The 26,979-nt window shown below is 65.1% G+C and carries 23 protein-coding genes; 7 read left to right on the plus strand and 16 right to left on the minus strand.

Annotated elements, in window-relative coordinates; genetic code table 11:
• Positions 1–25 precede the first annotated feature (25 nt).
• On the plus strand, positions 26–451 hold the full coding sequence (locus tag N7422_RS20820) for a hypothetical protein (RefSeq protein WP_279808321.1): 426 nt from the start codon (positions 26–28) through the stop codon (positions 449–451).
• Between the two features lie 100 nt (positions 452–551).
• On the opposite strand, the gene N7422_RS20825 is transcribed toward N7422_RS20820, so the two are convergent.
• On the minus strand, positions 552–1,448 hold the full coding sequence (locus tag N7422_RS20825; RefSeq protein ID WP_279808322.1) for a LysR family transcriptional regulator: 897 nt from the start codon (positions 1,446–1,448) through the stop codon (positions 552–554).
• Between the two features lie 124 nt (positions 1,449–1,572).
• Here N7422_RS20825 and N7422_RS20830 point away from each other — a divergent pair, with 124 nt between their 5' ends.
• Positions 1,573–2,814 carry an MFS transporter gene (locus N7422_RS20830; protein WP_279808323.1) on the plus strand — a complete coding sequence of 414 codons (1,242 nt, stop codon included), beginning with the start codon at positions 1,573–1,575 and terminating at the stop codon, positions 2,812–2,814.
• Positions 2,815–2,818: 4 nt separating this feature from the next.
• Here the strand turns inward: N7422_RS20830 and creC are convergent, their stop codons facing one another.
• The 3 genes from creC to N7422_RS20845 form a co-directional block, all read right to left on the minus strand.
• Positions 2,819–4,252: a two-component system sensor histidine kinase CreC gene (gene creC / locus N7422_RS20835; protein WP_279808324.1), complete on the minus strand. Its 1,434-nt coding sequence runs from the start codon at positions 4,250–4,252 to the stop codon at positions 2,819–2,821.
• A complete protein-coding gene (gene creB / locus N7422_RS20840; RefSeq protein WP_279808325.1) occupies positions 4,252–4,932 on the minus strand; it encodes a two-component system response regulator CreB in 681 nt (226 codons plus the stop codon). Before creB ends, creC begins: the two co-directional genes overlap by 1 nt.
• A gap of 119 nt (positions 4,933–5,051) precedes the next feature.
• Positions 5,052–5,552, minus strand: coding sequence for an ATP-dependent zinc protease (locus N7422_RS20845; protein WP_279808326.1), 501 nt, complete (start codon positions 5,550–5,552; stop codon positions 5,052–5,054).
• 182 nt (positions 5,553–5,734) lie between these two features.
• On the opposite strand from N7422_RS20845, the gene N7422_RS20850 reads away from it, so the two are divergent.
• Together N7422_RS20850 and N7422_RS20855 are read left to right on the plus strand one after the other, a co-directional pair.
• Positions 5,735–6,622: an acyltransferase gene (locus tag N7422_RS20850; RefSeq protein ID WP_279808327.1), complete on the plus strand. Its 888-nt coding sequence runs from the start codon at positions 5,735–5,737 to the stop codon at positions 6,620–6,622.
• 173 nt (positions 6,623–6,795) lie between these two features.
• Positions 6,796–8,145, plus strand: coding sequence for an APC family permease (locus N7422_RS20855; RefSeq protein ID WP_279808328.1), 1,350 nt, complete (start codon positions 6,796–6,798; stop codon positions 8,143–8,145).
• 59 nt (positions 8,146–8,204) lie between these two features.
• Here the strand turns inward: N7422_RS20855 and N7422_RS20860 are convergent, their stop codons facing one another.
• The 8 genes from N7422_RS20860 to N7422_RS20895 all read right to left on the minus strand — a co-directional run bounded on the left by N7422_RS20860 (position 8,205) and on the right by N7422_RS20895 (position 17,962).
• Entirely contained in the window at positions 8,205–8,771 is a 567-nt protein-coding gene (locus N7422_RS20860) for a DUF2780 domain-containing protein (protein ID WP_279808329.1), read from the minus strand.
• Positions 8,772–8,905: 134 nt separating this feature from the next.
• Positions 8,906–10,105 carry a formaldehyde dehydrogenase, glutathione-independent gene (gene fdhA / locus N7422_RS20865; protein ID WP_279808330.1) on the minus strand — a complete coding sequence of 400 codons (1,200 nt, stop codon included), beginning with the start codon at positions 10,103–10,105 and terminating at the stop codon, positions 8,906–8,908.
• A 288-nt stretch (positions 10,106–10,393) separates the two neighbouring features.
• Positions 10,394–11,251, minus strand: coding sequence for a formyltetrahydrofolate deformylase (gene purU / locus N7422_RS20870; protein ID WP_279808331.1), 858 nt, complete (start codon positions 11,249–11,251; stop codon positions 10,394–10,396).
• A 12-nt stretch (positions 11,252–11,263) separates the two neighbouring features.
• On the minus strand, positions 11,264–11,896 hold the full coding sequence (gene soxG, locus N7422_RS20875; RefSeq protein WP_279808332.1) for a sarcosine oxidase subunit gamma family protein: 633 nt from the start codon (positions 11,894–11,896) through the stop codon (positions 11,264–11,266).
• Positions 11,897–12,076: 180 nt separating this feature from the next.
• Entirely contained in the window at positions 12,077–15,094 is a 3,018-nt protein-coding gene (locus N7422_RS20880) for a sarcosine oxidase subunit alpha (protein ID WP_279808333.1), read from the minus strand.
• Positions 15,091–15,426 (minus strand): sarcosine oxidase subunit delta, encoded by a 336-nt coding sequence (locus tag N7422_RS20885; protein WP_028688435.1) that lies wholly within the window; start codon positions 15,424–15,426, stop codon positions 15,091–15,093. Before N7422_RS20885 ends, N7422_RS20880 begins: the two co-directional genes overlap by 4 nt.
• A 16-nt stretch (positions 15,427–15,442) precedes the next feature.
• Positions 15,443–16,693: a sarcosine oxidase subunit beta family protein gene (locus tag N7422_RS20890; RefSeq protein WP_011536148.1), complete on the minus strand. Its 1,251-nt coding sequence runs from the start codon at positions 16,691–16,693 to the stop codon at positions 15,443–15,445.
• Positions 16,694–16,708: 15 nt separating this feature from the next.
• The gene (locus N7422_RS20895; protein ID WP_279808334.1) at positions 16,709–17,962 is read right to left on the minus strand and encodes a serine hydroxymethyltransferase; all 1,254 of its coding nucleotides are present in this window, start codon (positions 17,960–17,962) and stop codon (positions 16,709–16,711) included.
• A 272-nt stretch (positions 17,963–18,234) separates the two neighbouring features.
• Here N7422_RS20895 and N7422_RS20900 point away from each other — a divergent pair, with 272 nt between their 5' ends.
• On the plus strand, positions 18,235–19,275 hold the full coding sequence (locus tag N7422_RS20900) for a low specificity L-threonine aldolase (RefSeq protein WP_279808335.1): 1,041 nt from the start codon (positions 18,235–18,237) through the stop codon (positions 19,273–19,275).
• A 98-nt stretch (positions 19,276–19,373) separates the two neighbouring features.
• Here N7422_RS20900 and N7422_RS20905 read toward each other — a convergent pair whose 3' ends face one another.
• The 3 genes from N7422_RS20905 to N7422_RS20915 form a co-directional block, all read right to left on the minus strand.
• Positions 19,374–21,311 carry a methyl-accepting chemotaxis protein gene (locus N7422_RS20905; RefSeq protein WP_279808336.1) on the minus strand — a complete coding sequence of 646 codons (1,938 nt, stop codon included), beginning with the start codon at positions 21,309–21,311 and terminating at the stop codon, positions 19,374–19,376.
• Between the two features lie 175 nt (positions 21,312–21,486).
• Positions 21,487–21,789 (minus strand): cell division protein ZapA, encoded by a 303-nt coding sequence (locus N7422_RS20910; RefSeq protein ID WP_279808337.1) that lies wholly within the window; start codon positions 21,787–21,789, stop codon positions 21,487–21,489.
• The gene (locus N7422_RS20915; RefSeq protein WP_279808338.1) at positions 21,786–22,016 is read right to left on the minus strand and encodes a hypothetical protein; all 231 of its coding nucleotides are present in this window, start codon (positions 22,014–22,016) and stop codon (positions 21,786–21,788) included. The genes N7422_RS20910 and N7422_RS20915 overlap by 4 nt, the downstream gene beginning before the upstream one ends.
• 277 nt (positions 22,017–22,293) lie before the next feature.
• Between N7422_RS20915 and N7422_RS20920 the strand changes: the two genes are divergently transcribed.
• A complete protein-coding gene (locus N7422_RS20920) occupies positions 22,294–23,919 on the plus strand; it encodes a methyl-accepting chemotaxis protein (protein WP_279808339.1) in 1,626 nt (541 codons plus the stop codon).
• Between the two features lie 90 nt (positions 23,920–24,009).
• Here N7422_RS20920 and gbcB read toward each other — a convergent pair whose 3' ends face one another.
• Positions 24,010–25,110 (minus strand): glycine-betaine demethylase subunit GbcB, encoded by a 1,101-nt coding sequence (gene gbcB / locus N7422_RS20925; RefSeq protein WP_279808340.1) that lies wholly within the window; start codon positions 25,108–25,110, stop codon positions 24,010–24,012.
• A 295-nt stretch (positions 25,111–25,405) separates the two neighbouring features.
• Between gbcB and gbcA the strand changes: the two genes are divergently transcribed.
• Positions 25,406–26,698, plus strand: a complete 1,293-nt coding sequence (gbcA, locus tag N7422_RS20930) for a glycine-betaine demethylase subunit GbcA (protein WP_279808341.1) — start codon at positions 25,406–25,408, stop codon at positions 26,696–26,698.
• The last annotated feature ends 281 nt before the right edge of the window (positions 26,699–26,979 follow it).

Genomic DNA, 26,979 nt, shown 5'->3' on the forward strand with positions numbered 1-26,979 from the left:
CCCACCCCTGACTGGAGAGCAAGGAATGTCCCCATTGATTCGCGCCGCGGCCCTGGGCCTGGCACTGACCGGCCTGGCCGGCTGCACCTCGAAGCCGGTGCTGAACCCGGCCGAGCAGCTGACCGCCAGCCACAACTACAGCCAGCCGCAGGTACAGCAGGCGATCCTCAAGGCCATCGCCGAGCGCGGCTGGACCGCGCGCAATGTCGGCCCCAGCCTGATCCAGGCCGACATCACCGTGCGCAACACCTTCTACGCCGCCGTGGATATCCACTACAGCCCGAGCCAATTCCGCATCGCCTATCGCGACAGCCGCGAGCTGGGCTACAAGGACGGCAAGATCCACCGCAACTACAACCGCTGGGTGTACAACCTGGATCGCGCCATCGTGCAGCAACTGAACAACGCCTATTCGCAGAACCTGACGCAGCAGGGCACCGCGCTCAAGTGATCCATCCTCTTCGCGGGTGAACCCGCTCCCACAGGCTCTGCACAGTCCTTGAGTTCAGCGCTGACCTGCGGGAGCGGGTTCCCCCGCACTGGCCGCGCGCCTACTGGCCACCCACCTGCCCCGTCAGCAATTCGGCGAATGCCCTGGCCATCGCCGAACCACCTCGCTCACGCTGCACCAGCCACACCGCCGTCATCGCCTCTGCATCCAGCAACGTGCGGTACACCACGCCATCGATGCGCATGCGCTGGAATGACGCCGGCAGCACCGAGACCCCAAGCCCCGCCGACACCAGGCCGATGATGGTCATCGCCTCGCCCGCCTCCTGGGCGAAATGCGGGCTGAACCCGGCCGCGCGCGCCAGGCTCAGCAACTGCGCATGCAGGCCGCTGCCGTAGCTACGCGGGAAGAACACGAACGGCTCGTCGGCCAACGCCTGCATGTACAGGCCTTGTTCGCTGCCTTGCGCCAATGGATGCGAGGCGTTGATCACCGCCACCAGCGGTTCGCGCAGCAACTCGGTGACCAGCAGCCCTTCCGGCAACGGCATGGGCCGCATCAGCCCCACTTCGATGGACTCGTCGAGCACCGCCTCGGCCACCTCGCGGCTGCTCATTTCCCGCAGGTTCAGATGCACCGCCGGGAAGCGTTGGCGAAACGCGTGCAGCGCCTTGGGGATCTTCGAGGTGAACGGCGCCGACGAGGTGAAGCCGATCTTCATCTCGCCCAGCTCCCCCAGCTGGGCGCGACGCGCCACATCGGCGGCCTTGTCCACCTGCGCCAGCACCAGACGCGCCTCGTCGAGGAACAGCCGCCCGGCTTCGCTGAGCTCGACGCGACGATTGGTACGGTCGAACAGCCGCGCGCCCAGTTCCTGCTCCAGGGCCTGGATCTGTTGGCTCAAGGGCGGCTGGGAGATGCCCAACTGCTGGGCGGCGCGACCGAAATGCAGTTCCTCGGCCACGGCGATGAAATAGCGCAGGTGACGTAGCTCCATGATCGGCTCCAGAACAGGTCGTCAAACATCTCAAATAGGTCGAACAATATATTGGATCTAATCATTAGCCAGCTATATGCTTTTTCTCATCGCAGCACCGGCCCCGCGCCCGAGGTACCCTTCCGTGAGATCCGCCGTAGCCCCCCTGCCCGCAGACCCCGAGCCCATCCTCAACGACCTCTGGATCGAGAAAGGCAGCCCCGCCTTCATCAAGACCGTGCTGGCCCTGTTCAGCGGCGGCTTCGCCACCTTCGCCCTGTTGTACTGCGTGCAGCCGATGATGCCGCTGCTGTCCCAGGAATTCGCCATCAACGCCGCGCAGAGCAGCCTGGTGCTGTCGGTCTCGACCGCCATGCTCGCCTTCGGCCTGCTGGTCACCGGGCCGATCTCCGACCGCGTCGGGCGCAAGCCGGTGATGGTCTTCGCCCTGCTCTGCGCCGCCCTGTCGACCTTGGCCAGCGCAGTGATGCCGAGCTGGGAACTGGTGCTGGCCACCCGCGCCCTGGTGGGCCTGTCCTTGAGCGGCCTGGCGGCGGTGGCGATGACCTACCTCAGCGAGGAGATCCACCCGCAGCACATCGGCCTGGCTATGGGCCTGTACATCGGCGGCAATGCCATCGGCGGCATGAGCGGGCGCCTGATCACCGGCGTGCTGATCGACTTCGTCAGCTGGCACACGGCGATGCTGACCATCGGCGGCCTGGCCCTGGTGGCGGCCCTGGTGTTCTGGAAGGTACTGCCCGAGTCACGCAACTTCCGGCCCCAGGCCCTGCACCCGCGCAGCCTGCTCGACGGTTTCGTCATGCACTTCAGGGACGCCGGCCTGCCCTGGCTGTTCCTCGAAGCCTTCCTGCTGATGGGCGCCTTCGTCACCCTGTTCAACTACATCGGCTACCGCCTGCTGGCCGAGCCTTACCATATGAACCAGGCATTGGTCGGGTTGCTGTCGGTGGTGTATCTCTCGGGCATCTACAGCTCGGCGCAGGTCGGCGCCCTGGCCGACAAGCTGGGCCGGCGCAAGGTGTTCTGGGCCAGTATCGTGGTAATGGCGGCCGGCTTGCTGCTGACCCTGGCCAGCCCGCTGGCACTGATCATCGTCGGCATGCTGGTGTTCACCTTCGGCTTCTTCGGCGCGCATTCGGTGGCCAGCAGCTGGATCGGCCGCCGCGCGCTCAAGGCCAAGGGCCAGGCATCGTCGCTGTACCTGTTCTGCTACTACGCAGGCTCGAGCGTCGCCGGCACGGCGGGCGGGGTGTTCTGGCACCAGGCCGGGTGGAACGGCATCGGCCTGTTCATCGCCAGCCTGCTGACGGTGGCATTGCTGGTGGCCCTGCATTTGAGCCGGCTGCCCGCCAAAGCCGCCTGATTGCTCAGCCGAACCGCCGCGCCGGCAGCCACAGCCTGACCCGCACGCCACCGTCGACGTTGTCGACCGCCAGCGTCCCGCCGTGCAGTTGCATGACTTCGGCGACGAAGTTCAGCCCCAGGCCCGTGCTCTTGCGCCCGGAACCCGGCCTTGGCAACGAATAGAAGCGCTCGGCGACCCGGGCTATGGCATAGCCGGGGATCGCCTGCCCTTCGTTGAACAGGCTCAACGCCACCCGCTCCCCTTCACGCTCCAGCTCGAACAGCAACGCCCCCCCTGACGGCGTGAAATCCAGGGCATTGTCCAGCAGGTTGGCGAGTGCCTGGCGCATCAGGAACGGGTCGCACAATAGCCGTGTACCGCCCGGCACTCGCTGGCCAACCTGCAACCCCGCGCGCGCAATCCGCGCCGCATGGTTCAACACAAGCTCATCGACCAGCGGCACCAGGGCCACCTGCTGCTCGTCTTCCAGTGCCTGCATCTGCTCGACCCGGGCCAGGTTGAGCAGGCGCTCGATCATCTGCTGCAAACGCTCGCTCTCGCGTTCGATGTTGCCGGCGAAACGCACCCGCTGCTCGTCCGGCATATCGCCCTGGAGCAGCTCGGACGCGCCCCGGATCGCCGCCAGCGGGCTCTTCAGCTCATGGGTGAGCGTATGCACGTAGCGTTCGACGTAGGCCTTGCCCTCCAGTTGCGTGCGCATGCGTTCCACCGCCGTGGCCAGTTGCAGCAATTCACCGCCCCTGTAATGCGGCAAGGCGGCGCGCTCGCCCTCGCTGACGGCCTGGGCGTAGTAGGTGAGGCGACGCAGCGACCGGGTCAGCCACCACGACAGCGCCGCGCCGACCATCAGGCCGAGCACGATCAGCCCCAGTCCAAGCGTCAACAGGTGCCGCTCGGAGCGGTCGATGTAGGGTTGCAGCGAGCTGTTGGGCTTGGCCACGGTGACCACGCCGATGATCTTGCCATCGTCGAGAATCGGCGCCGCCACATGCATGACCGAGGTGCTTTCGTCATCCGGGTCGCTGCGGGTGGAACGGGCGCCGTACTGGCCACGCAGGGTGAGGTAGACATCGTTCCAGCGCGAGTAGTCCTTGCCCAGGTCCTGGCCGGTGGAGTCGAGCAGCACGATGCCCTTGGCGTCGGTCACGTAGATGCGGTGGTTGACCTGGGTCTTGGCCAGGCCCCAGATCTGCGCGCTCGGCTGACGTTCGCCGTAGGACTGCAGCACCTGCGACAGTCGGCTCTGGTTCAGCGTGCCGCGCTTGAGGTCGTCATGAAGGATCTCCGCCAGCAGGTTGGCGGTGTCCACCAGCGTCTCCTCCGAGGCCTGGCGCACCACCGGGCGAATCTGCTCGCGCACGGTATTGAGCAGGAAGTAACCCGCCAGCCCGACGAACAGGAAGTACACCAGGAAGATGCGAATACCCAGGCGCATCAGGCGTGATCCGGGCTGTAGCTGTAGCCCAGGCCGCGGTGAGTCTGGATCGGCTCGGCGTCCGCGGTGACCTGGCGCAGCTTGGCCCGCAGGCTCTTGATATGGCTGTCGATGGTGCGCTCGTAACCCACGTCCGAGGCCACGCCAAGGCCGTCGAGCAGCTGCTCGCGGCTGAATACCCGGCGCGGCTGTTCGAGCAGGCACTGCAACAGCCGGAATTCGTGGCGGGTCAGCGCCAGCGGCTGGCCGCGATAGACGATGCGCATGGCCAGGGTATCGAGCTGAAACGCGGCAGCCGGCTCGCCAGGTTCGGTCCGTGGCGCCATGCGCTTGAGAATCGCCCGTACCCGTGCCGCTACCTCGCGCGGGCTGAACGGCTTGACCACGTAATCATCGGCGCCGATCTCCAGACCCAGCACCCGGTCGATCTCGGCGTCGCGGGCGCTGAGGAACATCACCGGCACCTCGCTGAAGCGGCGCAGCTGGCGGCAGGTTTCGAAACCGCTGATATCGGGCAGGCCGATGTCGAGGATCACCAGGTCCGCCGGGCGCAGACGCTGCTGCTCCACCGCGGCGCTGCCGAGGGTCACCCAGTCGGTGCTGTGGCCATCGGCCTGCAGGGCGTAGACCAAGGTATCGGCGATGGCGGCTTCGTCTTCGACGATGAGGATATGGGGCATGGCGTCCGGCCTTGCTGGGGGCAAAGCTGGATTCTTAGGGCATTGAAGGAATGTGGCAAGCGCCTGCACCGGCCCCTTCGCGCGTTTACCCGCGAAGGGGCCGGTGCAGCAGCATGAGATCAGCAGTCCGGCTTGCCCGCGGTGAACTTCTTCGCCGGGTTCACCGCGGCCTTGAACTCGCGCAGGGCCTTGGCGCCTACCAGCAGCGGGTAGTTGAAGCTGCTGCGGTCCACCAGGTTGACCTCCACGGTGCGCTTCACATCGCCCAGGCACAGCTCCAGGTCCACCACCGGGCGCCGGGACAGCTCGGGCGCGTCGCCTTCGTCCTCCTCGTCGGCGCGGTTCTTGATCTTGCTGATGCGCGCCAGCTTGTGTTCGTAGACCTTGCCATTAGCCCCCTTGGTGGCCAGGCGGAAGCGCACCCATTCATCCCCGTCGCGGGTGAACAACTCGATATCCTTGGCCGAAAGCGACGCGGTATAGGCACCGGTATCCATCTTGGCTTTCAGGGTTTCACCGATCTCCGGCAGGGCGATGTTCTCGTAGCGGCCATAGATCGTAGGCTCCGCGGCCATGACCGGCAGCGCCAGAAGAGACAGCAGGGCAAGCAGGGATTTCACAGGGCAGGCTTCCTTGAGGGGGGTCAGTGCTTAGACTGCGCAGGCAGGATAGGTTCGTCGCCACAGCTTAAACAACATAATGTGAAACATTTGTCCCAGTTAATGGACGTACGACGTTTGGCGTAGGCCACCGCCCTGCTTATCATTGCCAACCGTTTCCTTCTGACAACACGAGTCTCCTTATGCGTCGCCTGCTGACCGGCATCCTCACCCTCACCCTGCTGCTGCTCAACACCCTGGTGCTGATCTGCCCGCTGCTGGTCTTCGCCCTGCTCAAGCTGGTGCTGCCGGGGCGTGGCCGTGACTATGCGTCCTGGGCGGTGATGTGGATCGCCGAGACCTGGTCGGAAATCGACAAGGCCATCTTCGCCCTGTGCATCCCCACCCAATGGGACATCCGCGGGGTCGACAAGCTACGCCAGGACACCTCCTACCTGTGCATCAGCAACCACCAGACCTGGGTCGATATCCCGGCGCTGATCGAAAGCCTCAACCGCCGGGTGCCGTTCTTCAAATTCTTCCTCAAGAAAGAGCTGATCTGGGTGCCGCTGCTGGGCCTGGCCTGGTGGGCGCTGGATTACCCGTTCATGAAGCGCTACAGCAAGGCGTTTCTCGACAAGCACCCGGAACTCAAGGGCAAGGACCTGGAAATCACCAAGGCCGCCTGCGAGCTGTTCAAGCGCCAGCCGGTGACCGTGGTCAACTACCTGGAAGGCACCCGCTTCACCGAGGCCAAGCGCGCGCAGCAGCAGTCGCCCTATCGCCACCTGCTCAAGCCCAAGGCCGGCGGCGTGGCGTTCGTGCTGGCGGCGCTGGGCGAGCAGCTGGACGCACTGCTGGACGTGACCATCGTCTATCCCGGCAACCAGGCGCCGGGGTTCTGGGACCTGCTCAACGGCAGCATCAGCCGGGTGATCATCGACATTCGCGTGCGTGAGCTGGAGCCGGCGCTGTGCGAGGGCGATTACGAGAACGATCCGGCGTTCCGCCAGACGGTGCAGGCCTGGGTCAACCAGTTGTGGCTGGACAAGGACCAACGGATCGAGCAATTGCGCGCCGAGATGCGTTGATCCTGTTCCGCCCTCTTCGCGGGCTTGCCCGCGAAGAGGGCGGCAATCCAAGTGAAAGTTCCCGATTAAAATCCAGGTTAATAATCGACATTAGCAACTCTTTGTTTGTCATCCTCCACGTGAGTGGATAAAAATCGATCAACCACAACTACAAAAAAAGCCAGGATCGATCGATGGCCAACCCACCTTGCTCCGCCCCCGCGCAACTGCGCCGTGTCCTGGGCCTGCCCGCCCTGGTGTTCTTCGGCTTGGTGTACATGGTCCCGCTGACCATCTTCACCACCTACGGCATCGTCACCGAAATAACCGGTGGCCGTACCGCCGGCGCCTACCTGGTCACCCTGCTGGCCATGCTGTTCACCGCCACGTCGTACAGTTTCATGGTCAAGCGCTTCCCGGTCGCCGGCTCGGCGTACTCCTACACCAACATGGCCTTCGGGCCGAACGTGGGCTTTCTCGCCGGCTGGTCGCTGCTGCTCGATTACCTGTTCATCCCGATGATCAACTACCTGCTGATCGGGCTGTTCCTCAACATTGCCTTCCCGGCCATCCCGGCCTGGACCATCGTGCTCGCCGCCATCGTCCTGGTGACCGTGCTCAACGTGGTCGGTATCCACTCGGTGGCCAGGACCAGCAACCTGATCGTCGGCGCGCAGATCGTCTTCATCGGGGTGTTCGTCGCCCTGTCATGGCAAGGCCTGGCCGGGCAACCGCTGGACCTGCTGGCGCCGCTGCGCGGTGACGGCAGCGCGCCGGGCTTCGCTGCGCTGATGGCGGGGGCGGCGGTGCTGTGCCTGTCGTTCCTCGGCTTCGACGCCGTCTCCACCCTGGCCGAAGAGTGCAAGGACGCCCGGCGCGACGTGCCACGGGCGATCATCCTCACCACCCTCGGCGCTGGCCTGCTGTTCACCGTGCTGGCCTATGTCAGCCAGCTGGTGCTGCCGGGCAGCACCTTCGCCAACACCGACGCCGCGGCCAACGAGGTAATGCTCAAGGCCGGCGGGCAGTTCCTCGCCAACTTCTTCACCGCCGCCTTCGTCGCCGGCAGCCTGGGCTCGGCGCTGGCCTCCCAGGCAGCGGTGTCGCGCATCCTGTTCACCATGGGCCGCGACCGCGTGCTGCCGCAGCGCAGCTTCGGCTACCTGTCGCCGCGCTTCGGCACGCCGGTGTTCGCCATCCTGCTGGTGTCGGCGTTCTCGCTGCTGGCGCTGGTGATCGACCTGGCCACCCTGGCCTCGCTGATCAGCTTCGGCGCGCTGGTGGCGTTCTCGGCGGTGAACCTGGCGGTGGTGAAGACGCACCTGATGGATGATGCCAGCCAGCGCCGGCCAATGGACCTGCTGCGTTACGGCGTGGTGCCGCTGGTGGGGTTGAGCCTGACACTGTGGCTGTGGACCAGCCTGTCGGCGCTGACGCTGGTGATCGGCCTGTGCTGGTTCGCCCTGGGGCTGGCGTACCTGGCGGTGCTGACGGCGGGCTTTCGCAAGCCGGTGCGGCTGGTGGATTTCTCCGAGGCCGCTTGAACAGACACAAGGCCTGTGGGAGCGGGTGAACCCGCTCCCACAAGGTCCGCGCCAGGTCTTTAAACCGAAGGTTGGGCCAACGGTGCCGGCGTCGCCCACAAGCTCCCCAGGTTCTGCAACAGCGAACCGGCGATCCCCTGCTGCCCCAGGTACTGCAGGATCAGCGGCGCGAACTGGCCGATCATGCCGGTATCCATGCCCAGCGCCTTGAAGGCGTTGTCCAGGTCGTTGCGGTTCTCCACCTCACCGCCCAGGGCATTGCTCAGGGCCGAACTGTTCTTGTCTTTGCCCAGCAACTGCCCCAGGCCGCCCAATCCACCCAGTGCATTGTTGCCTGACAGCAGGTCCAGGCCCGGCACGGCCTTGGTCAATTGCCCGTACTCGTCGCCACTGAGGTTGTTGCGCGCCAGCCCCAGCATCGCACCCGCCCCGCCTACGGCCTGTTCCGGGGTGATCTTCAGTTCGCTGCCCAAGGTGTTGAGCAGGTTGGCCTGCGCCGCAGGCGCCTGCACCTGACCGCTCGGATTCTGCGTGGCAGAGACCGCATTGGCGACGTCGTTCAGGTTGAAGGCGAACACCGGGCTTGCGGCCAGGGTCATCAGGGTTGCCAGGGTAAGTGCTTTCATCGGGACGGACCTCGTCGGCCGGAATGGCCGGGAAACGAGGGTTGGACTGGGGGCATGGCACTTTGTTCCAGACCGGCCATCGCCGTTCGCCACAAGTGCCCTATCGCGGGCAAGCCCGCGATAGGGCTCGGCTATCACGCCGCGCTGAAGGTCTTGTGCGGGTCGATCACGAATTTCTTCGGCACGCCCGCGTCGAACTCGCCATAGCCTTCCGGTGCCTGGTCCAGGCTGATCACCTGCACGCCCACCACTTCGGCGATGTTGATGCGATCCCACATGATCGCCTGCATCAGCTGGCGGTTGTACTTCATGGTCGGGGTCTGGCCGGTGTGGAAACTGTGCGATTTGGCCCAGCCCAGGCCGAAGCGAATGCTCAGTGCGCCGATCTTGGCGGCGGCATCCACCGCACCCGGGTCTTCGGTCACGTACAGGCCCGGGATACCGATCTTGCCGGCCACGCGGGTCACCTGCATCAGCGAGTTGAGCACAGTGGCCGGGGCCTCGTGCTTGGCGCCTTCATGGCCATGGCCGCGGGCCTCGAAGCCCACCGCGTCGACGGCGCAGTCCACTTCCGGCTCGCCAAGGATGTCGACGATCTGCTCATGCAAAGGCGTGTCCTTGGACAGATCGACCACCTCGAAGCCCTGGGCCTTGGCGTGGGCCAGGCGGGCCGGGTTGAGGTCGCCGACGATCACGCAGGCGGCGCCCAGCAAGCGAGCGGAAGCGGCAGCGGCCAGGCCGACCGGGCCTGCGCCGGCGACGTACACGGTGCTGCCCGGGCCCACCCCGGCGGTCACCGCGCCATGGTAGCCGGTCGGCAGGATGTCTGACAGGCAGGTCAGGTCGCGGATCTTTTCCATGGCCTTGTCGCGGTCGGGCAGTTTCAGCAGGTTGAAGTCGGCGTACGGCACCAGCACGTACTCGGCCTGGCCGCCGGTCCAGTCGCCCATGTCGACATAGCCATAGGCACCCCCGGCGCGGGCCGGGTTGACGGTGAGGCAGACGCCGGTGTGCATCTCTTTGCACGAGCGGCAACGGCCGCAGGCGACGTTGAAGGGTACCGACACCAGGTCGCCGATTTTCAGGCGTTCGACATCCCGCCCCATTTCAATGATTTCACCGGTGATTTCATGGCCCAGAACCAGGCCGACCTGGGCAGTGGTACGGCCACGGACCATGTGCTGGTCGGAGCCGCAGATGTTGGTGGAAACCACCTTGAGGATGACCCCGTGCTCGATCTTGTTGCCGCGCGGATCCTGCATCTTGGGATAGTCGATCTTCTGCACCTCGACCTTGCCCGCGCCGAGATACACCACTCCACGGTTACCAGACATGCTCTTACCTCGCTTGATTTGTATTTATGCAGCGGTGGTGGAAAGCGCCGCCGTCCGTGGGCGGCCTGTGTTACTGGAATGAGGGGAATTGTGGGCTGGATGGGGGGCGGGGCGGTGACTGGATGCGACAGGCAGATGCCTGTTCACGGCAGGCCAAAAGCCGGGGCCGCTGTGCGGCCCTTTCGCGACACAAGGCCGCTCCCACAAGGCCAGCGCAGCCCTTGGGACTTGCGCTGTACCTGTAGGAGCGGCCTTGTGTCGCGAAAGGGCTGCAAAGCAGCCCCAATGTCAAAGCACCACAGTCCGATTGGCGTTGAGGAACACCCGCCGCTCGATGTGATAACCGACAGCCCGCGCCAGGGTCAGGCACTCGATATCGCGCCCCTTGGCGATCAGGTCCTCGGGATAGTGCGCATGGTCCACCACCTCGACGCCCTGGGCGATGATCGGCCCTTCGTCCAGGTCGTTGTTGATGTAGTGCGCGGTGGCGCCGACCATCTTCACGCCCTTGTTGTAGGCCTGGTGATATGGCTTGGCGCCCTTGAACCCCGGCAGCAACGAGTGGTGGATATTGATCGCCCAGCCATCCAGCCGCCGGCACAACTCGGGCGACAGCACCTGCATGTAGCGGGCGAGGATCACCAGTTCCGCGCCGGTCTGCTCGATCACCTGCAAGACCTTGCGCTCCTGCGCCGGCTTGTCGTTCGGGTCGAGGGCGAAGTGGTAGTAGGGGATCTTGTGCCAGTGCGCCAGCGGTTCGAGGTCGGGGTGGTTGGACACCACCGCGACCACATCCATGGCCAGCTGGCCGATGCGCTGGCGGTACAGCAGGTCGTTCAGGCAGTGGTCGGCCTTGGACACCATGATCACCACCTTGGGGCGGTGGTTCGGCGCGGTCAGCTCGAAGGCCATGCCGAAGGCTTCGCTGCGCTCGGCAAGGTCTGCGCGAAAACCCTCTTCATCGAAGCCTTCCGGTACACGAAACTCCACACGGATGAAGAACCGTCCCGACAACCGGTCATCGAAGGAATGGTGCTCGGTGACGTAGCAGCGCTGCTCGTAGAGGTGACGCGTCACCACATCGACCGTGCCGAGCATGCTCGGGCAGTCGGCAGTGAGAATCCAGGTGTCCGGTGCCCGACTCATGGGTAATGCTCCTTATGCCTCGATGGCCAGGCCGTATTCGGCCGACGCGTCCTGCAGCCACAGCCACCAGTAGTCGGAGAAGCTGCGGCGGATCACCAGCTCCCAGGTGTCCTCGGCGGTGCGGCGGATCACCAGTTGCGACTTGGCGAACACGGTGCCGACGGCCTTGCCGACCGGGAAGTTGTTCGGATGCACATCATAGCTGGTGGACTTCATCAGCACCTCGCGCACGTTGGCGCCGCGCAGCTCGAGCAGGGTCTGCCCGCCGCTGACGTTGACCACCTGGATATGCTGGCCGTCGAGGGCGTCGCGCAGCTTCTGCTCGACGGCGAACTCCTGGCCGCCGGGGACGATCAGCAGGTACTCGTCCGGGCCCATCCACTGCAGCGACATCTCGCCATTGGCGACCACGGTCAGGGCCACCGGCAGCTCCAGGCCGAGGGCCTTGTGCACGCCGCCGGCGAAGGCCGGGTCGTGGCCGTCGCCACGCAGCGTCAGGTGGCCGAGGAGTTTCTTCTCGCGCAGGGTCACGCCTGCGTTCTTGCGGCCCTTGCCGACCAGGCTGGCCAGGTCGGCGTGGTGCAGCGGCGACTGGGCCTTGGCGTCGGTGCCTGGGTTTTGCTGGAAGACGTTGATAGCGCTCATTTATTACCTGCCTTGAATGCCTGTTCGTCGAAGAGACGCAGCTTTTCGACTGAATCCATCGCCCCTATCGCTGGCAAGCCAGCTCCCACAGGGACCGCGTGAACTCCGAAATCTGCTCCGATCCTGTGGGAGCCGGCTTGCCGGCGATAAGGCCTGGCCTGCCCCCACAGGCGCCTGGAATCAAACGTTCTGCCGCTCACCCTTCGGATCGAAGAACACCGAAGACACGATTTCGGCCTCGATCACGCTGCCGTCGGCCTGCGGCGAATACACCCGCTCGCCCAGGCGCTTGAGGCCACCCTTGACCACGCCCATGGCGAACGAATAGCCCAGGGAGTTGGCCGCGTAGCTGGAAGTGACGTGACCGACCATGTCCATCGGGATCGGCTGCTTGGGATCGAACACCAGCTGGGCGCCCTCGGGCAGCCAAACATTCGGGTCGACCGGCTTGAGGCCGACCAGCTGCTTGCGGTTCTCGCGCACGGTGTCCTCGCGGTTCATGCCACGCAGGCCAATCCACGAGAACGGCTTGTTGCGGCCCACGCACCAGCTCATGTTGAGGTCGTCCGGGGTCATCGAGCCGTCGGTGTCCTGGCCGACGATGATGAAGCCCTTCTCGGCGCGCAACACGTGCATGGTCTCGGTGCCATAGGGAGTGAGGTTGTACTTCTTGCCCGCCTCGACGATCTGCTCCAGCACGCCCATGGCGTAGTTGGCCTGCACGTTGATCTCGTACGACAGCTCGCCGGTGAACGAGATGCGGAACACCCGCGCCGGCACACCGCCGACCAGGCCTTCCTTCCAGCTCATGAACGGGAAGCCTTCCTTGTCCAGGTCGATGTCGCTGACCCCGGCCAGCAGCTTGCGGCTGTTGGGGCCGGACAGGGTCATGGTCGCCCAGTGGTCGGTGACCGAGGTGAAGTACACCTTCATCTCTGGCCATTCGGTCTGGTGGTACAGCTCCAGCCACTGCAGCACACGGGCGGCGCCGCCGGTGGTGGTGGTCATGATGAAATGGTTGTCGCCGACGCAGGCGGTGACGCCGTCGTCGAAGACCATGCCGTCTTCCTTGCACATCAGGCCATAGCGGGCCTTGCCCACGTCGAGCTTGGTCCAGGCGTTGGTGTAAATGCGGTTGAGGAATTCGCGCGCGTCCGGGCCCTGGATATCGATCTTGCCCAGGGTCGAGGCGTCCAGCAGGCCGACGCTGTCGCGCACGGCCTTGCACTCGCGGGCCACGGCGGCATGAATGTCTTCACCGGCTTTCGGGAAGTACCACGGCCGCTTCCACTGGCCGACGTCCTCGAACTCGGCGCCGTTCTTGATGTGCCAGGCATGCAGGGCGGTGAAGCGCACCGGCTCGAACAGGTGGCCGCAGTGCCGGCCCGCCACCGCGCCGAAGGTCACCGGCGTGTAGTTGGGGCGGAACATGGTGGTGCCCATTTCCGGGATGCCTATCCCGAGCGAGCGGGCGGCGATGGCCAGGCCGTTGATGTTGCCCAGCTTGCCCTGGTCGGTGCCGAAGCCCAGCGCGGTGTAGCGCTTGACGTGCTCGACCGACTCGAAGCCCTCGCGGGTGGCCAGCTCGATGGCGGCGGCGGTGACGTCGTTCTGCTGGTCGACGAACTGCTTCGGCGCACGGGCGGTGCCCTTGTCGTGAGGCACCTGGAACAGCGCCACGGTGGCCTCTTCCTTGCGCGCCAGGGTTTTCGGCAGGGTACCGGCGCTGGCCTTGAAGCCGGCCTCGGTGGCGGCGCGCGCGCCACCTTCGAAGCCGTCGGCGATCACATCAGCGAGGGCATAGACACCGTTCACGCCACCGACGCACACGCGCTTCTGCGGAGCGTCGCCCGGCACGAAGCCGAGGATGTCTTCGCGCCACACCGGGCGACCGCCCAGGTGCGAGGCCAGGTGGACCACCGGGCTGTAACCACCGGAGGTGGCGATCAGATCGCAGTCCAGGGTTTCGCCGGGGCTGGTGACCTTGTGCGCCTGCACATCGATGGCGGCCACGCGGGCGCCGGTGACGTGCTTGCTGCCCTTGGCCTCGATCACCGCGCTGGAGGTGAGGATGCGGATACCTTTGGCGCGTGCCTCTTCGACCAGCGAGCCACGCGGGTTGTGGCGGGCGTCGGCGATGGCGACCACCTGCAGCCCGGCGTCGTGCCAGTCCAGCGCGGCGCGGTAGGCGTGGTCGTTGTTGGTCGACAGCACCAGCTTGCGACCCGGGGCCACGCCATAGCGGCGCACGTAGGTGGAGACGGCGCCAGCGAGCATGTTGCCCGGCAGGTCGTTGTTGCCGTACACCAGTGGTCGCTCGTGGGCGCCAGCGGCCAGCACCACCCGGTTGGCGCGCACGCGGTGCACGCGCTGGCGCACCTGGCCGATCGGCGCACGATCGCCGAGGTGGTCGGTGAGGCGCTCGTGGATGGTGAGGAAGTTGTGGTCGTGGTAGCCGTTGACCGTGCTGCGCGGCAGCAGGGTGACTTCCGGCAGGCTCTCCAGCTCGGCCACCACGGCGGCGACCCAGTCGGCCGCGGGCTTGCCATCGAGGGTTTCGCGGGTGTCCAGCAGGCTGCCGCCGAACTCTTCCTGCTCGTCGGCCAGGATCACCCGGGCGCCGCTGCGGGCAGCGGCGAGCGCCGCAGCCAGGCCAGCGGGGCCGGCGCCGACGATCAGCACGTCGCAGTGCTGGTTCATGTAGTCGTAGCTGTCCGGATCGTTCTGCAGCGGCGCACGGCCCAGGCCCGCCGCCTTGCGGATGTACTTCTCGTAGGTCATCCAGAACGACTTGGGATACATGAAGGTCTTGTAGTAGAACCCCGGCGGCATCATGTTGCCGCCGACCTTGCCGATGATGCCCATCATGTCGTTGTTGACGTTCGGCCAGCCGTTGGTGCTGGTGGCCACCAGGCCGGCATAGAGGGCCTGCTGGGTGGCGCGCACGTTGGGGATCTGGGTGGCTTCGCTGGCGCCGATCTGCAGGATGGCGTTCGGCTCCTCGGTGCCGGCGGCGATGATCCCGCGCGGGCGCGAGTACTTGAAGCTGCGCCCGACGATGTCGACGCCGTTGGCCAGCAGCGCGGCGGCCAGGGTGTCGCCGGCATAGCCCTGGTAGGTCTTGCCGTTGAAGCTGAAGTTCAGCACCTTGCTGCGGTCGATACGGCCGCCGCTGGCGAGGCGATAGGTCTGGCTCATACTTTTTCCCCTTGGCCCTTGGCGGTCGCTGGCGCGGTGCTCTGTTTCGAGGCGGCGGTGACCTGTGGCTTCTCGCCGATCTTGTAGGTTTCCAGGATCTCGTAGGTCACGGTGTCACGGGTGACGTTGAAGTACTGGCGGCAGCCGGCGACGTGGTCCCACAGCTCGTGGTGGATGCCGCGCGGGTTGTCGCGGAAGAACATGTAGGTGCCCCACTCCTCGTCGGAGCAGGCGTTGGGGTCCAGCGGGCGGGCGATGTGCGCCTGGCCCGATGCGTGGAATTCTTCCTCGGAGCGCAGCTCGCCGCAGTGGGGACAGAAGATTTGCAACATGACGGTTGTCTCCGGGTCAGTGGGCGACGGCAGCGGCGCCGTGTTCGTCGATCAGCGCACCGTTGTAGAAACGGTCGATGGAGAAAGGCGCGGCCAGCGGATGCATCTCGCCCTTGGCCAGGCTCGCGGCGAACACGTTGCCCGAGCCCGGGGTGGCCTTGAAGCCGCCGGTGCCCCAGCCGCAGTTGAAGAACATGTTCTTCACCGGGGTCTTGGAGATGATCGGGCAGGCGTCGGGGGTGGTGTCGACGATGCCGCCCCACTGGCGGTTCATGCGCACACGGGAAAGGATCGGGAACATCTCGACGATCGCCTGCAGGGTGTGCTCGATGATCGGGTACGAGCCGCGCTGGCCGTAGCCGACCCAGCCGTCGATACCGGCGCCGATCACCAGGTCGCCCTTGTCGGACTGGCTGATGTAGCCGTGCACGGCGTTGGACATGATCACGCTGTCGATGATCGGCTTGATCGGCTCCGACACCAGCGCCTGCAGCGGGTGCGACTCCAGGGGCAGGCGGAAACCGGCCAGCTTGGCCATGTGCCCGGAATTGCCGGCGGTGACCACGCCGACACGCTTGGCGCCGATGAAGCCCTTGTTGGTTTCGACGCCGATCACGGCGCCGTTCTCTTTGCGAAAGCCGATCACCTCGGTCTGCTGGATCAGGTCCACGCCCAGGGCGTCGGCGGCACGAGCGAAGCCCCAGGCCACGGCGTCGTGACGGGCCACGCCGCCACGCCGCTGCACGGTGGCGCCGAGGATCGGGTAGCGGGTGTTCTTCGAGCAGTCCAGGTACGGGATCTCGGCCGCGACCTGCTCGGTGCGGATCAGCTCGCCATCGACGCCGTTGAGGCGGTTGGCGTTGACCCGGCGCTCGGAGTCGCGAATGTCCTGCAGGGTGTGGCACAGGTTGTACACGCCGCGCTGGGAGAACATCACGTTGTAGTTGATGTCCTGGGACAGACCCTCCCACAGCTTCATGGCGTGCTCGTACAGGTGCGCCGACTCGTCCCACAGGTAGTTGGAACGCACGATGGTGGTGTTGCGGGCGGTGTTGCCGCCGCCCAGGTAGCCCTTTTCGACAACCGCCACGTTGGTGATGCCGTGCTCCTTCGCCAGGTAGTAGGCAGTGGCCAGGCCATGGCCGCCACCGCCGACGATGACCACGTCGTAGACCTTCTTGGGCGTCGGCGTGCGCCACATGCGCTGCCAGTTCTCGTGGTGGCTGAGGGAGTGCTTGAAGAGGCCGAAGCCTGAATAACGTTGCATGGTGTTCTGCTCCACTCAGCGGTAGACCGGGAAGTCGGCGCACAGCGCGGCGACGTTCTTGGCCACATCGGCCTCGACATCGGCGTCGCCCAGGTTGTCCAGCACATCGCAGATCCAGCCGGCCAGCGCCACGCACTGGGCGACCTTGAAGCCACGGGTGGTGACGGCCGGAGTGCCGATGCGCAGGCCGGAAGTGACGAACGGCGACTGCGGGTCGTTGGGCACGGCGTTCTTGTTGACGGTGATGTGGGCACGGCCCAGGGCGGCGTCGGCGTCCTTGCCGGTCAGGCCCTGGCGAATCAGGCTGACCAGGAACAGGTGGTTGTCGGTGCCGCCGGAGACCACGTCGTAGCCGCGGTCGATGAACACCTGGGCCATGGCCTGGGCGTTCTCGATGACTTGTTTCTGGTAGCTCTTGAATTCAGGCTCCAGGGCTTCCTTGAAGCACACCGCCTTGGCCGCGATCACGTGCATCAGCGGGCCGCCCTGCGCGCCGGGGAACACGGCAGCGTTGAGCTTCTTCTCGATCTCTTCATTGGCCTTGGCCAGGATCAGGCCGCCACGGGGGCCGCGCAGGGTCTTGTGGGTAGTGGTGGTGACCACGTCGGCGAAGGCGATCGGGTTCGGGTACAGGCCGGCGGCGACCAGGCCGGCGACGTGGGCCATGTCGACGAACAGCAGCGCGCCGACCTTGTCGGCGATCTGACGGAAGCGTGGGAAATCGAGGGTTTTCGAGTAGGCCGAGAATCCGGCGACGATCATCTTCGGCTTGTGCTCGAGGGCCAGGCGCTCGACTTCGTCGTAGTCGATCAGGCCGGTGGCGGTGTCGATGCCGTATTGAACGGCGTTGTACAGCTTGCCCGAGGACGACACTTTCGCGCCGTGGGTCAGGTGGCCGCCGTGGGCCAGGCTCATGCCCAGGATGGTGTCGCCGGCCTGCAGCAGGGCGAGATAGACGGCGCCGTTGGCCGAAGAACCGGAATGCGGCTGGACGTTGGCATAGTCGGCGCCGAACAGTTGCTTGGCGCGCTCGATGGCCAGGGCCTCGACCTTGTCCACATGCTCGCAGCCACCGTAGTAGCGCTTGCCCGGATAGCCTTCGGCGTACTTGTTGGTCAGGCCGCTGCCCTGGGCCTGCATCACGCGCTTGCTGGTGTAGTTCTCCGAGGCGATCAGCTCGATGTGATCTTCCTGGCGCTGTTCCTCGGCATTCATCGCCGCCAGCAGTGCGTCGTCATAACCCTGGATCTGGTCTTGCTTGCTGAACATCGTGTATCTCCCGGCAGCGATCGTTTCTTGTCTGGTGAGGGTTTTCCCACCCTTTGCGGCGATGGTATGACCGGGCACGGGGGCACAGATGCCTGCGCGCGCCTTGCAATGGCGCGTTTACGACATTGGCTGCAGTGTTCGCCTGTGCCGGCCTCTTCGCGGGTTTACCCGCGAAGAGGCCGGCACAGGCGACGCAGGCATGGGCCTGTATAGGCAACCGCCAAATCGATGGTTTAGAGTGCGTTCCTGCGTCGTACAAAAGGACAGGCGTCATGACCGACAACAACCAACAATTCGCCAGCGACAACTACTCCGGCATCTGCCCCGAAGCCTGGGCCGCGATGGAAAAGGCCAACCACGGTCACGAGCGTGCCTACGGCGACGACCAGTGGACCGAGCGGGCCTCGGAATACTTCCGCAAGCTGTTCGAGACCGACTGCGAGGTGTTCTTCGCCTTCAACGGCACCGCCGCCAACTCCCTGGCCCTGGCCTCGCTGTGCCAGAGCTACCACAGCGTGATCTGCTCCGAGACCGCCCACGTCGAGACCGACGAATGCGGCGCGCCGGAGTTCTTTTCCAACGGCTCCAAGCTGCTCACCGCGGCCAGCGTCAACGGCAAGCTGACGCCCCAGTCGATCCGCGAAGTCGCGCTCAAGCGCCAGGACATCCACTACCCCAAGCCACGCGTGGTGACCATCACCCAGGCCACCGAAGTGGGCACCGTGTACCGCCCCGACGAGCTCAACGCGATCAGCGCCACTTGTAAAGAGCTGGGCCTGAACCTGCACATGGACGGCGCGCGCTTCACCAATGCCTGCGCGTTCCTCGGCTGCTCGCCGGCCGAGCTGACCTGGAAGGCCGGCGTCGATGTGCTGTGCTTCGGCGGCACCAAGAACGGCATGGCGGTGGGCGAAGCGATCCTGTTCTTCAACCGCGACCTGGCCGACGATTTCGACTACCGCTGCAAGCAGGCCGGGCAACTGGCGTCGAAAATGCGCTTCCTGTCGGCGCCGTGGGTCGGGCTGCTCGAAGACGGCGCCTGGATGCGCCATGGCCGGCACGCCAACCACTGCGCGCAGCTGCTGGCATCGCTGGTGAGTGACTTGCCGGGTGTCGAGCTGATGTTCCCGGTGGAGGCCAACGGGGTGTTCCTGCAGATGCCGGAGCACGCGCTGGAGGCCCTGCGCAACAAGGGCTGGCGCTTCTATACCTTCATCGGCAGCGGTGGGGCGCGGTTCATGTGTTCGTGGGATACCCAGGAAGCCCGGGTGCGGGAACTGGCGGCGGATATCCGCGCGATCTTCAATGCCTGACAGTCCGCATCGCCGGCAAGCCGGCTCCCACAGGGTGATGCGATCCCCTGTGGGAGCCGGCTTGCCGGCGAAACGAGCGCAACGCGCTCGCCTGTGATCTAAAGCCTGAACCCTCCCATCTGCCGCGCCAGGTCATCAGCCAATCCACGCAACGCCTGGCACTCCTCACGACACCCCTGCACTTCGCTGGCCGTCTGTCGCGCCAGGTCGGAAATCCCCTGCACCGTCCGGTTGATCTCCTCGGTCACCGCCGACTGCTCCTCGGTCGCCGTGGCCACCTGCTCGTTCATGCCGCTGATGCGCTCGACCTGATCGGTGATCGCCCCCAGCGAGGCCCCGGTGCGCTGGCTCGATTCGACCCCGCTGCCCGTCGCCTCCCGCCCGGCCTGCATCGAAGCCACCGCCGTGCCGGCGCCGTGCTTGAGGCGCTGGATCATCTGCTGCACTTCATCGGTGGACACCTGGGTGCGCCGTGCCAGGGTACGCACTTCATCGGCCACCACGGCGAAGCCACGGCCCATCTCGCCGGCCCGCGCCGCCTCGATGGCGGCGTTGAGCGCCAGCAGGTTGGTCTGCTCGGAGATACTGCGGATCACCGCCAGCACTTCATCGATCGAGGCGACCTCGTCGGCCAGTTGCGTCACCGCCTCGGCGGCGCGGCCGATCTCCCCGGACATGCCTTCGATGTTGTGGATGGAGCGATGCACCACCTCCCGCGCCTGCAACGCCTCGTCGCGCGCCGACTGCGAGGCATGCGCGGCGGAGCCGGCGTTGTGGGCGATGTCCTGCACGGTCAGGCCCATCTCGTGCACGGCGGTGGCGACCATCTCGGTCATCTCCTGCTGGCGACCGGAGCGTTCGGCGGTGTTGTCCACCACCTGGGTCACCTGCTCCACCGACCGGTGCAGGCGCTCGGTGGTGCGCAGCACTTCGCCGATCAGGTCGCGCTGGCTGTCCAGGAATCGGTTGAAGCCCCGGGCCAGGTCGCCCAGTTCGTCGTGTCGCGAATCATCGAGGCGATGGCTGAGGTCGCCCGCGCCACCGCCGATCTGCACCAGAGCCGCCGTGACCTGACGGATAGGCCGTACCAACCCGCGCGCCAGCAGCACCACCAGCAACAGTGAAAGCAGCGCCACGCCGCCGCCGATCAGGCAGGTCTGCCAGATGGCCTGGCGCGCCTGGGCATAGATTTCGGCCTCCGGCACTTCGGCCACCAGGGTCCAGTTCAGGTCACGCAGGGGTAGGCCAAGGGCCAGGTAGTCCTCGCCAGCGCGGCTGAAACGACTGCTGCGCAGCCCCTCGCCACCGCTCAGCACCGCCTTCGCCGCGGCGGCATCCAACTGCTCGGCGAGCTGGCGCCTGCCGCTGAACTGCTGCTCGGGGTGGACCTGGATAAGGCCATCGTTGCGGACCAGGAACACCTTGCCGTGCTCGCCGAAACTGAAGTCGTGGATCAGCTTCGACAGCTCGGTCATGCGCAGGCCCATGCCGGCCACGCCGACCAGCTGGCCATCCTTCTCGACCCGATAGTCGATGAACAGTGCCAACTCACCGGTGGAGCCGTCGATATCGATATTGATGAAGCGCTCGGCGCCACTGTCGATGTAGCCGTAGAACCACGAGTCCTTGGGGTTCGCGCGGCTGAGAGTGCGGTCCAGGCCCTTCTCGTTGTAGTAGTGGCCGCTGACGGTCGAGGCGAACAGGGTGGTGAAGGCGTGGTTGCGCTGCTTTGCCGCGTCCAGATACTCGATGAAGCGCGGCAGCTCGGCCGGGGCTTCACCGGCTGCCAACCAATCACGCAGGAGGGTGTTGCCGGCAATGTCCGCCGCGGCCACCAGCGGCTGGCCGAGCATGCGTTCGATATCGTTGCGAATGGCCTCGACGCTGGCGGGCAGCGCCGTGTCGACCAGGTAGCGTTCGGTGAGGCGATTGAGCGCCATCGTGTAGATCGCCACCACCACCAGGATGCTCGCCAGCAGGGCGGCGCCCATGCTTGCGATCAGTTGCCATTGGATGCTCCGCCGCCAGATACGCATGTCCCACTCCCGACAATTATTGTTTTTCGGGATGTATACACTTAAGTATCCAATTGTTCCAGTGATCCGAGGCAGCACAAAACAACTGTGGGAGCGGGTTTACCCGCGAAGACGATGGTGGCTCCACCGACGTCTTCGCGGGTAAACCCGCTCCCACAGGGGATGCTTGAGCGCTTTACTGGTCGCCGATGGTCCGGCTGAGGGCATCGACGGTGGCGTCGATCTGCGCCTGGGTGCGCTCGAGGGTGCGGTCGTGCTCGCGCTGCAGTTCGATCTGCTTCGAGCACAGGTTCAGGGCGGCCAGCACCAGCAGCTTGTCGCCGATCAGGGTCGGGTACTGGCGCTTGGTCTCGGCCAGGGCGACATTGAGCATGCGCACGGCCTGGTTCAGGGTTTCTTCCTGGCCTTCAGGGGCCTTCAGCGAGTAATCGTTGCCCAGGATGGACACGACGTTGACTGGCTGCGCTTGCAGTCTCATGCGTTCACGACACCTGCGCTGGCGCGCTCCACCAGGGCCTGGATGCGGGCGGCGGTGGCGCCGTGCTTCTCTTCCTGTTCCATCAGCGACAACTGCAGGCTGTCGTTCTCTTCCTTGGCCTGGGCCAGTTCCTGGCCGAGGCTGGCGTTCTGCTCGGCCAGTTGCGCGTTCTTGTGCATCAGGTCGTTGACCAGTTGCTCGAGTTGATTCAGGGAAGTTTCCAACATGCGTCTATCTCGGGTTGTTGCAAAGGGCGCACACGATAAGGAAAAACCTGCGCCCCCGCCATTAAATATCGGATTCAAAAGGTTTTTGCCTGGATCAGGTTGACCGGAGATCGCCCTCCTTGTTCCGACCTGGATCAACCGCTGGTCAGGAAATTAGTTAGCTGCCTCACAATTTCATCGTTTCGCCCTCAAGACTGCGCGGTCACGACCGATAGGCAGGCAGATCTAATTCCGTCGCAGGGATCGCGGCATTTCTTCTGCCTTGAGAATCGCCACCATGTCCTTACGCAATATGAATATCGCGCCCCGCGCGCTGCTCGGGTTCGCCGTGATCGGCCTGCTGATGCTCGGCCTTGGCGTCTTCTCGCTGATCCAGATGGGCAACATCCGCCAGGCCGGTGTGACCATCGAAGAGATCAGCGTGCCCAGCATCAAGACCCTCGACGAACTGACCGCGCTCAACCTGCGCCTGCGTACCCTCTCCTACCGCCTGCTGCTCAACCGCGAACCGGCTACCCAGCAGGAGACCCTGCGCTTGCTGGATGAGCGCAACGCGCAGATCGACAAGGCCCGCCGCATCTACGAGCCACTGGTCACCGCCACCGACGAGAAAGCCGCCTTCGATCAGTACGGCGCGCTGCTCAACCAGTACCGCCAGCTCGAAGCGCGCATGCGCAGCCTGAGCCAGACCGGTGACCTGGATGCGCTGCGCGACCTGCTCAACCGCGATCTGCTGGCCAACTCCGAGCAGATCAACAAGGTCATGGACACCCTTGTGCGCATCAACACCGACCAGACCAGCGCCACCAACGCCCAGGCCGCCAACCAGTACAGCAGCGCCTTCACCCTGGTGATCGGCCTGCTGATCGCGGCGACCGTCCTGACCTTGCTGTTCGCCTTCCTGCTGACCCGCAGCATCGTCAAGCCCATCGACGAAGCCCTGCAGGCCGCCGAGCAGATCGCCGAAGGCGACCTGACCCACAGCATCCGCCCCGAAGGCAGCGACGAGGCCGCGCGCCTGCTGCAGGCCATGGCCAAGATGCAGGACAAGCTGCGCGACACCCTGCAGTTGATCGCCGGCTCCGCCACCCAGCTGGCCTCGGCCGCCGAAGAACTGAACAGCGTCACCGATGAAAGCGCCCGTGGCCTGCAGCAGCAGAACAACGAGATCGAGCAGGCCGCCACTGCCGTCACCGAGATGACCAGCGCAGTCGAGGAAGTGGCGCGCAACGCGGTAAGCACTTCGGAGGCCTCCAGCGAAGCCAGCCGTTCGGCCGGCGACGGCCGGGACCTGGTGATGGAGACCGTGGGCGCCATCGAACGCATGAGCGGCGATGTGCAGGCCACCGCCAAGCTGATCACCCACCTGGCGGAGCAGTCCCGCGATATCGGCAAGGTGCTCGACGTGATCCGCGGCCTGGCCGACCAGACCAACCTGCTGGCGCTCAACGCCGCCATCGAGGCGGCCCGTGCCGGTGAAGCGGGCCGTGGTTTCGCCGTGGTCGCCGACGAAGTGCGCGCCCTGGCCCATCGTACCCAGCAGTCCACCAGCGAGATCGAGCGGATGATCGGCAGCATCCAGGGCGGCACAGAGCAGGCCGTGGACTCGATGCGCACCAGCACCGAGCGCGCCGAGTCGACCCTGAACATCGCCCGTGGCGCGGGCCTGGCGCTGGACACCATCGCCGGCGCGGTGGCACAGATCAACGAGCGCAACCTGGTGATCGCCAGCGCCGCCGAGGAGCAGGCCCAGGTTGCCCGCGAGGTGGACCGCAACCTGGTGAACATCAACGACCTGTCGGTGCAGAGTGCCACCGGGGCGCATCAGACCAGCGCGGCAAGCGCCGAGCTGTCGCGCCTGGCGGTGGACCTCAACGGGCTGGTGGCGCGTTTCCGTACCTGAAAGCAGTCGCGGGCAAGCCCGCTCCCACAGGTCATGCGCTGTACCTGTGGGAGCGGGCTTGCCCGCGAAGAAGTCAGACTGGCCGCCGGATCAGTACTCGATCCGCACATCTCCCTTCGGCACGCTGCAGCACGACAGGATGTAGCCCTCGGCCTCGTCTTCCTCGGTAATCCCGCCGTTGTGCTCCATTTCCACCTCGCCACCGAGCTTGAGCACCTTGCAGGTGCCGCAGATGCCCATGCCGCAGGCCTTGGGAATCATCAGCCCGACCTTGGCCGCCGCCGCGTGCACGGTCTCGCCCGGGGCCACGCGGATGCTCTTGTCGCTGCCGACGAACTCCACCAGGTTGAGGTCGGCCACATCCACTTCCGGCGCATCGGCCGCCGCTTCGGCATGCTCGACCGCGTCGGCCTTGGCCTCCGGCGGCGTCGCGCCGAACGACTCCTCGTGGTAGTTGCGCATGTCGAAGCCGACGGCCTCGAGCATGCGCTTGACCGCGTTCATGTACGGCGTCGGACCGCAGCAGAAGATGATGCGTTCCAGGTAGTCCGGGGCGATCAGTTCCATCAGGCGCTGGTTCAGGTAGCCGCGATAACCGGCCCACGGCTCGCCCAGGCCATGCTTCTCGCAGACGATATGCAGGCTGAAGTTGGGGATGCGCGAGGCCATCTGTTCCAGTTCGCGGTGGAAGATGATGTCCTTCGGCGAGCGGGCGCTGTGCACGAACACCATGTCGACGTTGGCGTTGGTGTCGTAGAACCAGCGGGCCATGGACATCACCGGGGTGATGCCGACGCCGCCCGAGAGGTAGAGCGTCTTCGGCGCCGGGAAGTCGATGGCGTTGAACAGCCCCACCGGCCCGTGCACCGGCAGCTCGGCGCCTTCGTGCATGGTGTCGTGGAGGAAGTTGGACACCAGCCCGCCCGGCACGCGCTTGACGGTGATCGAGAAGCTGTAGGGCACCGACGGCGAGCTGGAGATGGTGTACGAACGCATCACCGGCTTGCCCTCGATTTCCAGTTCGAGGGTGACGAACTGCCCGGGCTTGAAGAAGAACATGATCGGCTGGTCGGCCATGAAGCAGAAGGTGCGCACGTCCCAGGTCTCCTGGATGACCTTGACGCAGCGCACGATGTGGCGGCCATTGGCCCAGGTCTGGGTGGTGACCGGATTGAGGAAGGTATCGGACATGTTCATCTCCAGCAGCCGACTGTCGGCCTTTCTTATGGCTCCGATAATGCGCAAGCCCGTGGCTGTGTACATTCCCATCCGCGACATCGGCGTGCTTATCGCGACCAGCCCCGCGCTACAGGGGTTGGCGCGTCGGAATTCGATTCGGCCATGTCGCCCATGGACATGGTCATTTCCCGGCCCGGACGCACACTCCCGGCAAAACAACACGCTGTTTATCCACCAGCAGCCTTGCGGCACAAAAACAACGATTAGCCACCTTTTGCCGGCCGCACGCGGCCCCGAGGACCACACGATGGACGTCACCGCAACCCTGAGCCTGGGCGATCCACTGGAACCTGCGCGCAAGGCCACCGCCGAGATGCTGCAGACCCGCGAGCGCACCTTCTCGCTGCCGCAACCGTTCTACAGCGAAGAACGCCTGTTCCAGATCGACATGCAGGAGATCTTCCACAAGGAATGGCTGATCGCCGGCCTGGTCTGCGAGATCCCGGCCAAGGGCAACTACCTCACCCTGCAGATCGGCAAGAACCCGATCATCGTGGTGCGGGGCGCCGAAGGTAAGGTGCACGCCTTCCACAACGTCTGCCGCCACCGCGGCTCGCGCCTGTGCGTCAGCGAAAAGGGCAAGGTGGCCAAGCTGGTCTGCCCGTACCACCAGTGGACCTACGAGCTCGACGGCCGCCTGCTGTTCGCCGGCACCGAGATGGGCGCCGACTTCGACATGAACCAGTACGGCCTCAAGCCTGTGAACGTGAAGGTCGCCGGTGGCTACATCTTCATCAGCCTGGCGCAGAACCCGCCGGCCATCGACGAGTTCCTGGCGACCCTCGACCACTATATGGAACCGTACGACATGGAGAACACCAAGGTGGCGGTGCAGACCACCTTGATGGAAAAGGCCAACTGGAAGCTGGTACTGGAGAACAACCGCGAGTGCTACCACTGCAACGGTTCGCACCCCGAGTTGCTCAAGACCCTGCTGGAATGGGACGACACCGAAGACCCCCGCGCCAGCCAGGAATTCAAGGACCACGTCGCCGCCTCCGCCGCCGCCTGGGAAGCCGAGAAGATCCCGTACCTGCACAAGAGCCACGGCCTGCGTAACCGCATCGTGCGCATGCCGCTGCTCAAGGGCACCGTGTCGATGACCATGGACGGCAAGGTGGCGTGCAAGAAGCTGATGGGCCGTATCAAGAACCCGGACCTGGGCTCGATGCGCATCCTGCATCTGCCGCACTCGTGGAACCACTGCATGGGCGACCACATGATCGTGTTCACCGTGTGGCCGATCAGCGCGCAGGAGACCATGGTCACCACCAAGTGGCTGGTGCACAAGGATGCGGTGGAAGGGGTCGACTACAACCCCGAGGACATGCGCAAGGTGTGGGATGCCACCAATGACCAGGACCGGCGGTTGGCAGAGGAGAACCAACGGGGGATCAATTCGACGGCGTATCAGCCGGGGCCGTATTCGAAAACTTATGAGTTTGGCGTGGTTAATTTTATCGACTGGTACAGTCAGCGGATCTTGAACAATCTGGGAGCTGAGCCCGCACCGTACCTGAAGGAAGTCAAGGCACAATGATTCAACCCGCCCCCGCGAAATCGGGGGCGGGCCCATTGAGCATTGAAATGCATTTCACCAACACCCAACACAAACTACATTTCGCCACATATACCGCATACAAATTAAATATTCCAAACAACGCTAAACTTCCTCCCTCAATACATCTGCCCACTTCATTAAGCCCCCGAGCTCCAGCTTCTCCGCCGCGATCGCGACTGTTAAAAAACTCGCGTTCTCGCTACTCTGATCTGACAGCCTACTCTCTCGAGTATTTGCTTGGTTTATAGGGCTTAAAACCA

It is taken from the genome of Pseudomonas sp. GD04091, from assembly GCF_029836165.1.
GTDB lineage: Bacteria > Pseudomonadota > Gammaproteobacteria > Pseudomonadales > Pseudomonadaceae > Aquipseudomonas.